Below are 10,742 nucleotides of genomic sequence, written 5' to 3' on the forward strand. Positions count from 1 at the left end.
CGAGTCACCCCGAATGCGGGGGCGGGCGGTAGAATGCGCCCATGCACGACGCCGTCACCCGCCCGACTCCGCCCTCCGATGCCACCTCCTGGCCGCGCCGCCAGACCCATGCCGTCCAGATCGGCGGGGTTACCGTAGGCGGTGGCAAGCCGGTGGTGGTGCAGTCGATGACCAATACCGACACCAGCGATGTGGCCTCCAGCGTGAAGCAGGTGGCCGAGCTGTGGCGGGCTGGCTCGGAGATGGTGCGGTTGACCGTCAACACCGTTGAAGCGGCCGCCGCGATCCCGCGCATTGTCGACAAGCTGGCGATGATGGGGATCGACGTGCCGCTGATCGGCGACTTCCATTACAACGGCCACCAGCTGCTCACCGCCGAACCGGCCTGTGCCGAAGCGCTGGCCAAGTACCGCATCAACCCGGGCAACGTCGGCTTCGGCAAGAAGAAGGACCTGCAGTTCGCCCAGCTGATCGAGTTCGCGATCCGCTACAACAAGCCGGTGCGCATCGGTGCCAACTGGGGCTCGCTGGACCAGGCCCTGGCGGCGAAGCTGATGGACGAGAACAACCACCGCGAACAGCCCTGGGACGCCGGCCGCGTGCTGCGCGAGGCGCTGATCCGTTCGGCGCTGGACTCGGCTGAGCAGGCGGTGGAGATCGGCCTGCCGCGCGACCGCATCGTGCTGTCGGCCAAGGTCAGTGGCGTGCAGGAACTGATTGCGGTGTACCGCGACCTGGCCCAGCGTTCGGATTTCGCCCTGCATCTGGGCCTGACCGAGGCCGGCATCGGCAGCAAGGGCATCGTCGCCTCGTCGGCCGCGCTGAGCGTGCTGCTGCAGGAAGGCATCGGCGACACCATCCGCATTTCGCTGACCCCGGAGCCGGGCCAGTCGCGTACGCAGGAAGTGATCGTCGCCCAGGAACTGCTGCAGACCACCGGCCAGCGCGCCTTCACGCCATTGGTCACGGCCTGCCCGGGCTGTGGCCGTACCACCTCCGAGTTCTTCCAGGAGCTGGCCAAGGTGGTGCAGAGCCATGTGCGCGAAAAGATGCCGATGTGGAAGATCCAGCACCCGGGTGCGGAGAACATGACCCTGGCGGTGATGGGCTGCATCGTCAACGGGCCGGGCGAGTCGCGGCACGCCAACATCGGTATTTCGTTGCCGGGCACCGGTGAAACCCCGGCTGCGCCCGTATTCGTCGATGGCGAAAAGAAGGTGACCCTGCGCGGCGAGAACATCGCCCAGGACTTCGTCGCCCTGATCGACGACTACGTCGAACGCACCTATGTCCGAAACGCCGGATAAGCCTGCGATCCTCGCTGCACCGGAGTCCGCCTCCGGTTTCCGCCACTGGATGGCGAGCAATGCCTGGCGCCTGCTCCTGCTGTTCGGTGGCGTGCTGCTGCCGTTGGCAGGCTTTGTCGCCCTGGCCGACGAGGTGCACGAGTTTGAATCGTTCCATTTCGACGCACCCCTGCTGTGGCAGATGCATGGCCTGCATTCGCCGCTGCTGGACCGCTTCTTCGTGCTCATCTCCAAGCTGGGCTACGAGTGGTTCCTGATTCCGGCCGACGTGCTGATCATCGGCGTGCTGCTGGGTTACCGGCGCTGGCGCGAGGCCACCTTCGTGGCGGTCAGCTTCGTTGGCTCGGCACTGTTGAACATGGGCAGCAAGCACTTCTTCCAGCGCCAGCGGCCCAGCCTGTGGGAATCGATCGCGCCGGAATCGACGTTCAGCTTCCCCAGCGGCCATGCGATGGGCTCGATGACCCTCGCGGTAACCCTGGTGCTGCTGGCCTGGAACACCCGCTGGCGCTGGCCGGTGCTGCTGCTGGCACCGGCGTTCAGCCTGCTGGTCAGCGTGTCGCGGGTCTACCTGGGGGTGCATTACCCCTCCGACATCCTGGCCGGATGGTGTGCCGCGCTGGTTTGGGTGGTAGGGTGCTATCTGGTCATGTTCAGTCGCCGGCACCCATGGCGACGTCACGGCTCGCCGCCAGCGAAGGCCAGCGAAGCATCATCACAGGGGGATTGACGTGGATGGCTCCTCCGGGGCGTCTACGTAATAGATCAGTTGTTTCGTTGCAGCAGGTTCTGCAAGACAGGGGGCAAGCACAACGCGCGGTAATGTGATGCGCAAGGCAGATCGCCGGCGCCGCATTCCGGACGCGCTTGCAGGGTATCGGCACCCTGCCTAGCTTGACCTGCAATGGCCGCATTCGAAGAGGTACGTGAATGACGATTCGAGTCTACCTGGTGGATGACCACGCGCTGGTCCGCACCGGGATGAAGATGATTCTGTCGGGGGAAACCGACATCGAGGTGGTGGGCGAAGCCGAGACCGGTGAAGACGCGCTGCGTGAAGTCCGCCAGCTGCTGCCGGACGTGGTGTTGTGCGATCTGCACCTGCCGGGCGTAAGCGGCATGGAAGTGACCGAGCGCATCGTCCGCAGCCACCGCAACACCCGCGTGGTGATCGTATCGGTGCTGGAGGACGGCCCGCTGCCGAAGCGCCTGCTGGAAGCCGGCGCTGCCGGGTACATCGGCAAGGGCTGCGATGCGCAGGAGCTGCTGCGTGCGGTGCGCGACGTGGCCGGTGGCCGCCGCTACCTGGGCACCAGCATCGCGCAGAACCTGGCGTTGTCGACGGTGGAGGGCAACGGTTCGCCGTTCGACAGCCTGTCACCGCGCGAGCTGGAAGTGGCGCTGCTGCTGACCCAGGGCCTGCGCCAGGAAGACATCGCGCGGCGCTTGAGCCTGAGTGCGAAGACGGTGAACACGCACAAGGCGCGGTTGTTCGAGAAGATGGGAATCCACGACAACATCGCGCTGGCGCGGATGGCCAGCCAGTATGGGCTGGTGGATCCGGCGCGGCCGCTGTAAGGGTTTTCGGCCAACGGCTGAGCCCCTCGCGGTGTGCGGCAGGATTCGTGGGGTTGGCCCTGCGGAGGGATTGCGCAGGGGACGCCGTGAATCCATCCCTGGAGGCTCGGGCGCGCCATCCATGGCGCTTACGCCCCTGCGCAATCCCTCCGCAGGGCCACGGACAGTTTCCGTGCGCCGCCACCGCGGAATGAAGAAGGAAGAGCAGGAGCGGGTCGCGCGCTTTGCGCGCTCGTTGCCCGGGGTCGGATCCCTTTCCCGGTGGGAAAGGGCTCTGACCCCTGATGATGCCGGAGCCGAGCGCGGGCTCGGCTCTACATCTTGATGTGCTCAGTGACCGCGCACGCGCTGGATGATCTTCGCGGCGTCGGCGGCGCTGGCGCGCACCTTGTCCCATTCGCCGTCGGCGATCCAGTTGCCCGGCACCATCCACGAACCGCCGATGCAGACCACGTTCTTCTGCTCCAGGTATTCGGCGGCGGTGTTTTCGGTGATGCCACCGGTCGGGCACAGCTTGAGGTCGGCGACCGGGCCGGCCAGGCCCTTGATCATCGCCAGCCCACCCACGGCAGTGGCCGGGAACAGCTTGCACACGCGGAAGCCGCGCGCGTACAGGGACAGCAGCTCGGTGGGCGTCGCCGCACCCGGCACTACCGGCAGCGGTGCCGCCGCCAGTGCATCGGCCAGTGCCGGCGGCGTACCCGGCGTCACCAGGAAGTCCGCACCCGCATCGATCGACTGCTGCATCTGCTCCACGGTCAGCACCGTACCGGCACCCACCACCACGTCCGGCAGCTCACGCTTGAGCATCGCCAGCGCTTCCATCGCCACCGGCGTACGCAGCGTCAACTCGATCGCCGGCAGGCCACCTTCCAGCAACGCCGCACTGACCGCACGCGCCTGGTCCAGCGTATGAATCGTCACCACCGGCAGGATGCCCGCCGCATGCAGCAACTCCGCCGCCTTCACCTGATGTTGTTCGATACCCATGCTTTTGCCCTTGCCTTTGCTCTTCTTGATTCAGTGGCCGCAGCGCAAATGACGCGCCGGGAGTTGTCCAAGGGCAGTAGAGCGCCCTGGCCGGGACCGTGAGCGGCATGGATGCCGCGATCGAGCCCCCATGGATGGGTTTACGGCGTGTCCCGGCCAGGGCGCTCTACTGCCCAAGCCGGGAAGCCTGCCGCGGCTTTTCGCTTCAGGCGTCTTTCGCCTCATGCGGTGCCGCCGCCGCCGCCGCATCGTGCCCCAGCTCGTACTCCGCATCGTAGTCCCACGGCCCACCATCGGCCGCCGCCGGCCCGCACGAAATTGAAATCGCACCCTGGTCGGCCGGCCCCACCACGCGACGGTTGATCGCGAACAGGTTGCGACCCAGGTCGTGCGCTGCCGGTGCCGTGTTCGGCGCCAGCGGACGTGCGGCCCATTCGGCCGCATCCACCAGCACTTCCAGCGTGCCGGCCTCGCCATCAAGGCGGATCATGTCGCCTTCGCGTACCTTGCCCAGCGGACCACCACGTGCGGCTTCCGGCGTCACATGGATCGCCGCCGGAATCTTGCCCGAGGCACCGGACAGGCGGCCGTCGGTGACCAGCGCCACGCGCCGGCCCTGGTTCTGCAGCAGGCCCAGCAGCGGCGCCAGCGAATGCAGTTCCGGCATGCCGTTGGCGCGCGGGCCCTGGTAGCGCACCACCGCCACGAAATGCTCCGGCAGCATGCCCGCGGCGTGCAGCTTGTTCAGCACCTGCGGCGCATCGACCACTACCGCCGGTGCTTCAATCGTGCGGTACTGCGGCTTCACTGCCGACAGCTTGATCAGTGACTTGCCGAGGTTGCCGCGCAACAGGCGCAGGCCTCCCTGATGTTCGAACGGATTGTCGACACCACGCACCACCTCTTCGTCGGCGCTGCGTTCCAGCCCCGGCAGGTAGACCAGCTTGCCGTCGCGCAACTGCGGTTCGCGCGCATAGTCGGCCATGCCGCCGCGCGCCACGCTGACCAGGTCGCCGTGCATCAAGCCGGCCTTGATCAGTTCGCCGAACACGAAGGCCGGGCCGCCTGCTGCGGCGAAGCGGTTTACATCGGCTTCGCCGTTCGGGTAAACGCGGGCCAGAAGCGGAATCAGCTGCGACAGCTCGTCGAAGTCGTCCCAGGTCAGCACGATGCCAGCTGCGCGTGCCACCGCGATCCAGTGGATGGTGTGGTTGGTCGAACCACCGGTTGCCATCAACGCAATGACCGCATTGATGATCGCGCGCTCATCGATGATCCGTCCGAGCGGACGGAAATCATCGCCCAGTGCGGTGATGTCCAGCGCACGTTCGGTGGCTTCGCGGGTCAAAGCATCGCGCAGCGCCGTGTCCGGATTGACGAACGATGCGCCCGGCAGCTGCACGCCCATCGCTTCCAGCAGCACCTGGTTGGAATTGGCGGTGCCGTAGAAGGTGCAGGTGCCTGCGCCGTGGTAGGACGCCGATTCGGCTTCCAGCAGTTCTTCGCGGGTCGCTTCACCGGCGGCGTAGCGCTCGCGCACTTCGGCCTTCTGCTTGTTGGGAATGCCCGGCGTCATCGGGCCGGCCGGCACGAACACCGCCGGCAGATGGCCGAAGGCGAGGGCGCCGATCAGCAGGCCCGGCACGATCTTGTCGCACACACCGAGGTACACGGTGCTATCGAACATGTCGTGGCTGAGCCCGATCGCGGTGGCCTGGGCAATGACATCGCGCGAGAACAGCGACAGCTCCATGCCGCCACGGCCCTGGGTGACGCCGTCGCACATCGCCGGCACAGCGCCGGCAACCTGTGCCGTCGCGCCCAGTTCGCGGGCCACCGCACGGATCTGTTCGGGATAGGTCTCGAACGGCTGGTGCGCCGACAGCATGTCGTTGTAGGCGGTGATGATGCCCAGGTTGGCCGTCACGCCGCCGCGCAGGCGGCTCTTGTCGGTGCCACCACAGGCGGCGAAACCGTGGGCGAGGTTGCCGCAGCTGAGGCGGCTGCGGAACGGGCCATCGCGCAGGGAGGCGTCGATCGCTGCCAGATAGGCGGCGCGCGAAGCGGCGCTGCGGCGGATGACGCGCTCAGTGATGGCTTGCAGTTGCGGATGGAGGCTCATTGGCTACCGGCGTTCGAGGTGGCGAGAGGCAAACGGCAGCAAGGCGCCGCCGCCGACATCAATCAGCCCAGTGGACGCGCAGGCGCGCGCCTTCCAGGTTGATCGCGTTGAGGATCGGATACTGCTGCGGGTCGTTGCTGTCCAATGCCTGGCGCAGCACCTGCAGCTTCTGCTTGCCGCGCAGCAGCAGCAGACGCTGGCGGCACTGGGCCAGGCCGCGCGGGGTCAGGGTGATGCGCAGCGGCCACTGGTTGGCACCAGGACAGCCGGTGGCATCCAGTGCGGCATACGGCAGGGTGCTTTCCAGCGCGCGGGTCAGGTCCTTCGAGCCCGGGAACAGCGAGGCGGTATGGCCGTCGTTGCCCATGCCCAGTGCGACCAGGCTTGGCGCCTGGCTGTGCTGGGCCTGCAGGTTGGCGGTGTACACGCACTCGGGCAGCGGCTTGCCGATCCGCACCAGCGGATCGAAGTGCGCACCTTCGGCACGTGTGAGCAGGTTCTCGCGCACCAGCCACGCATTGCTGTCGCGATCCTGCGGCGACAACCAGCGTTCGTCGGCCAGGCTCACTTCAACGCGGTCCCAATGCACGTCCAGCTCGGCCAGCGCCTGGTATACCGGGGCCGGCGTAGTACCGCCGGACAGCAGGATGCGTGCGCGGCCCAGTTCGGTGATGTCGTGGTTGATCGCCTGCGCCATTTCGGCTGCAACCGCTTCGATCCAGCCATCGGCATCGCCGTGGTTGATGAAGTCGATACGGTCGTCCTGGAAGATGGGGGTCATGCGGCAACTCCTGGTGCGTCACGTTCGGCGTCGGCAGCATAGGCAGCGGCGCCCAGCAGTCCGGCGTGGGGATGCATCACGGCCAGCGACGGCACCCGCGCCATGATCGAAGAGAACCGGCCCTTGTGTTCGAAGCGCTGGCGGAAACCGGAGTGCTGCAATGAATCGAGCATCTTCGGAGTCAGCCCGCCGGTCAGGAACACACCATCCCAGGCGCCCTGGGTCAGCACCAGATCACCGGCAATGGCGCCGAACACCGCGCAGAACACATCCACGGTACGCATCGCCTGTGGATCGCCGTGCAGGGCGCGGGCGGTCACGTCCACCGGTTGCAGTTGGCCCGGGTCGATACCCGCCATCTCGCAGATTGCGCGATGGATGTTGACCAGGCCGGGGCCGCAGATCAGCCGCTCGTTGGAGACGCGCCCGAACTGCTCGGACAGGATCTCCAGGATGCGGATCTCTTCCGGCGTTCCCGGCGGGAAGCTGACATGGCCGCCCTCGGTTTCCAGCGGGTAACAGCGGCCGTGGCGAAGAATCAGGCCGCCGACGCCGAGGCCGGTACCTGGGCCGATCACTGCGTAGTTGCGCGGCTGACCCGGCTTGCCCGGAACCCAGGCGGCACCGCCGACCTGGACCACGTCATCGGGCTGCAGCAGCGAAATCGCCATCGCCTGCGCGGCGAAGTCGTTGATCAGGTGCAGTTCGTTGAAACCAAGCATCGCGGCCGTGCGGCTGCGCGAGATCACCCACGGATGGTTGGTGATGCGGGCTTCGTCACCATCGACACGACCGGCGACTGCGAACACGCCACGGCTTGCGGTGGCGCCGATCTGCTCCAGATGGTGGCGCGCGGCATCACCCAGCGACGGGAACTCCGCCACGGCGTACTCGCGGATGCTCTCTTTCAGCAGCGGGGCGTCCTGCGAGGTGTCGGCAAGGGCGAAGCGGGCATTGGTACCACCGATGTCGGCGACCAGCACGGGCTGCGAGCTGGCACTCATTCCGACGCTCCGCTATCCGGCGCATCCACGCCCTGCGGCAGGAAGTCGACCGCGTTGGCCGGGCCCCACTGGCCGGCAGGGTAGGGCTCCAGCGGCAGGTTGGCCGCCTTCCAGGCGTCGGCCACGCTGTCGATCCAGGCCCAGGCCGCACGCACTTCGTCGTCGCGCACGAACAGCGTGTGGTTGCCGTTGAAGGCATCCAGGAACAGGCGCTCGTAGGCGATGCGGCGATGCAGGCCGGTCGGCACCGACAGTTCCAGTTCCAGCGGGTGCAGTTCCAGCGCACCCCATTCCGGGCCGGCCAGGCTGCTCATCAGGCCCAGCTCGATGTTCTCCTGCGGCTGCAGCTGGAACACCAGCCGGTTCGGTGCGGCCTGCGCGCGCTGCGGGCGCTCGAACAGCCAGTGGGTGACCGGCTTCAGCGTGACCACCACGCGGGTGGTGCGCTCGGGCAGGCGCTTGCCGGTGACCAGGTGGAACGGCACGCCGCTCCAGCGCCAGTTGTCGATATGTGCGGTGACACCGGCGAAGGTCTCCACGTCGCTGCCTTCCGGCGGCTGGTAGGCCTGTGCCGGCTGGCCGTTGATGGTGCCGGCGGTGTAGCGGCCGCGGATGCTGTCACGTGCGGCGTGCTTCGCGTCGAGCGGGCGCAGGGCGCGCAGCACCTTGACCTTCTCGTCGCGGATGCGGTCGGCTTCCAACGAGGCCGGCGGTTCCATCGCCACCATGCACAGCAGCTGCAGGATGTGGCTCTGCACCATGTCGCGCAGCGCGCCGGAGCGGGCGTAGTAGGCATCGCGGCCGTCCACGCCTTCGCTCTCGGCCACCAGGATGTGCACCGACTCGATGTAGTTGCGGTTCCACACCGCTTCCAGCAGCGTGTTGCCGAAGCGCAGCGCGATCAGGTTCTGCACCGCCGCCTTGCCCAGGTAGTGGTCGAGGCGGAACACACGGTCCTCGTCGATCCACTGGCCGATGGTGCTGATGATTTCCTCGGCGCTTTCGCTGTCGCTGCCGATCGGCTTCTCCAGCATCAGGCGTGCCGGCGCGGCGAGGGCGCCGCCCTTGGCCAGGCCTTCGCAGGTGGAGATGTACAGGCCCGGCGGAATGGCCAGGTAGCTCACGCACTTGCGATGCACCAGATCGGAGACCGCAGCGGCGACCGAGTCGACGTCGCGCAGGTCGACCGAACGGTAGTCGATGCGGCGCAGCAGCGCGGCGATGTCGTCCTGGCTGGCCATCGGCATGGCCTGCTGCAGGCGTGGCCGCAGGATGTCATGGAAGGCTTCGGTGTCATGCCCGGACAACGCCAGTGCGCGGATGCGGAAGTCCTCCGGCAGCAGGCCGTCGCCAAGCAGGCGAAGCAGCGAAGGGAACAGATAGCGCTGGGCCAGATCACCTGTGGCACCGAACAGGAAGAGGGTGTCGTGCATCGCTCGAGTTTCAGATCCGGGTGACATCGTTGTCAATCGCTTCATGGCTGGGTTCGGGGGACATCCGCGCAACTGCCTGTCCGAGGTTCGTCCGGGGCGTTCTCCGGGGCTCCGGAAGACCGTTCCATTCGAAACCACTGCTTCGGCAGAACCTTCGTTCAACCGCCGACGCAGATCGGTGCGCACCGATCATCGGATAGTGCCACGTGAAAACGTTTACATGGCAGAATGGGCAACTGTATTCGATTGCAGTGCTCGCCGTCATGCGGCAGGCGCGCAATCATCACTGCCATCGGGAGGGCCGAGGCAGTCCCAAAAGACAGCCCGGCTTCGGGCGGACCGGATAGGTGATATGGCAAAAGTGCAGTTGCAGGGTGTGCGCAAGGTCTACGACAACGGCCAGGTCGCGGTGAAGGACGCCACCTTCGAGGTCGCCGATGGCGAGCTGATGGTGCTGGTCGGTCCGTCCGGCTGTGGCAAGTCGACCCTGCTGCGGATGGTGGCTGGCTTGGAGGAGATCAGCGGCGGCACGCTGACCATCGGCGATCGCGTGGTCAACGACGTGGCGCCGAAGGATCGCGACATCGCGATGGTGTTCCAGAGCTACGCGCTGTATCCGCACATGACCGTGGCCGAGAACCTGGCCTTCGGCCTGAAGCTGCGTGGCCATGACAAAGCCACGATCGACAAGCGCATCAGCGAGGCGGCGCAGACGCTGGGCCTGACCGAGATGATGGACAAGCTGCCCAAGGCGATGTCCGGTGGCCAGCGCCAGCGTGTCGCGCTGGGCCGTGCGCTGGTGCGCGAACCGGCGGTGTTCCTGCTCGACGAGCCGCTGTCCAATCTCGATGCCAAGCTGCGTCACAGCGTGCGCACCGAGATCGCCCAGCTGCACCGCAAGCTGGGCACCACCATGATCTACGTGACGCACGACCAGGTCGAAGCGATGACCCTGGGCCAGCGCATCGTGGTGCTGAAGGACGGCATCATCCAGCAGATCGATACACCGATGGCGCTGTATGACCGCCCGGCCAACCTGTTCGTGGCCGGTTTCCTCGGCAGCCCGGCGATGAACGTGCTGCGTGGCACCCTTGAGGGAGATGCTGGTGGCGTGACCGTGGTCGATGGCGAATGGCGTGCTCCGCTGGGCCAGGCCACGATTGATCCGGCCTGGCTGCAGAAGCCGATCGCAGTGGGTGTGCGTCCGGAGCACCTGCAGCCGGCCAGTGCTGATGATGCGCATGCATTCACCGCGCGTATCGAGGGCATCGAACCGGTCGGCAACGAGATCTTCGTCAACATGAGCAGCGGCCAGCATGCGCTGACCATGCGCGTGGCGCCGCAGTCGCTGCCGCGCGTGGGTGAGGACATCCGCGTGGCGATCCACCCGCAGGGCCTGCATTTCTTCAACCCGGAAAGCGGCGAACGCCTGTAAGGGGTAGTGCCGGGGCCCGGGCGGCCCGCACCCCCAGACGGGGGGGGGCGCCCCCCGCCCGGCCCCCGCAGGCGGAAGCCGAGGGGTGCGGC

Annotated in this window: 9 protein-coding genes; 4 read left to right on the forward strand and 5 right to left on the reverse strand. The window is 66.9% G+C overall.

What is annotated here, in order from left to right:
- Positions 1–41: 41 nt before the first annotated feature.
- From ispG to V9K93_RS00130, 3 genes are all read left to right on the forward strand, one after another.
- Complete coding sequence (gene ispG / locus V9K93_RS00120; RefSeq protein WP_012510704.1) at positions 42–1,307, forward strand: flavodoxin-dependent (E)-4-hydroxy-3-methylbut-2-enyl-diphosphate synthase; 1,266 nt, start codon at positions 42–44, stop codon at positions 1,305–1,307.
- On the forward strand, positions 1,288–2,037 hold the full coding sequence (locus V9K93_RS00125) for a phosphatase PAP2 family protein (protein ID WP_004153111.1): 750 nt from the start codon (positions 1,288–1,290) through the stop codon (positions 2,035–2,037). The genes ispG and V9K93_RS00125 overlap by 20 nt, the downstream gene beginning before the upstream one ends.
- A 200-nt stretch (positions 2,038–2,237) precedes the next feature.
- Positions 2,238–2,885 (forward strand): response regulator, encoded by a 648-nt coding sequence (locus V9K93_RS00130; protein ID WP_004153112.1) that lies wholly within the window; start codon positions 2,238–2,240, stop codon positions 2,883–2,885.
- Positions 2,886–3,215: 330 nt separating this feature from the next.
- Here the strand turns inward: V9K93_RS00130 and eda are convergent, their stop codons facing one another.
- From eda to zwf, 5 genes are all read right to left on the reverse strand, one after another.
- On the reverse strand, positions 3,216–3,875 hold the full coding sequence (gene eda / locus V9K93_RS00135; RefSeq protein ID WP_049434194.1) for a bifunctional 4-hydroxy-2-oxoglutarate aldolase/2-dehydro-3-deoxy-phosphogluconate aldolase: 660 nt from the start codon (positions 3,873–3,875) through the stop codon (positions 3,216–3,218).
- Between the two features lie 205 nt (positions 3,876–4,080).
- Positions 4,081–5,997, reverse strand: coding sequence for a phosphogluconate dehydratase (gene edd, locus V9K93_RS00140; protein WP_337301903.1), 1,917 nt, complete (start codon positions 5,995–5,997; stop codon positions 4,081–4,083).
- Between the two features lie 58 nt (positions 5,998–6,055).
- Positions 6,056–6,778, reverse strand: a complete 723-nt coding sequence (gene pgl / locus V9K93_RS00145; protein WP_025878807.1) for a 6-phosphogluconolactonase — start codon at positions 6,776–6,778, stop codon at positions 6,056–6,058.
- Positions 6,775–7,782, reverse strand: a complete 1,008-nt coding sequence (gene glk / locus V9K93_RS00150) for a glucokinase (RefSeq protein WP_025878808.1) — start codon at positions 7,780–7,782, stop codon at positions 6,775–6,777. Before glk ends, pgl begins: the two co-directional genes overlap by 4 nt.
- Positions 7,779–9,215 carry a glucose-6-phosphate dehydrogenase gene (gene zwf, locus V9K93_RS00155; RefSeq protein ID WP_337301904.1) on the reverse strand — a complete coding sequence of 479 codons (1,437 nt, stop codon included), beginning with the start codon at positions 9,213–9,215 and terminating at the stop codon, positions 7,779–7,781. The genes glk and zwf overlap by 4 nt, the downstream gene beginning before the upstream one ends.
- Before the next feature lie 352 nt (positions 9,216–9,567).
- Between zwf and V9K93_RS00160 the strand changes: the two genes are divergently transcribed.
- On the forward strand, positions 9,568–10,650 hold the full coding sequence (locus V9K93_RS00160; RefSeq protein ID WP_136638821.1) for an ABC transporter ATP-binding protein: 1,083 nt from the start codon (positions 9,568–9,570) through the stop codon (positions 10,648–10,650).
- The last annotated feature ends 92 nt before the right edge of the window (positions 10,651–10,742 follow it).

It is taken from the genome of Stenotrophomonas sp. CCNWLW162 (genome assembly GCF_037203745.1).
GTDB classification, from domain to species: domain Bacteria; phylum Pseudomonadota; class Gammaproteobacteria; order Xanthomonadales; family Xanthomonadaceae; genus Stenotrophomonas; species Stenotrophomonas maltophilia_AQ.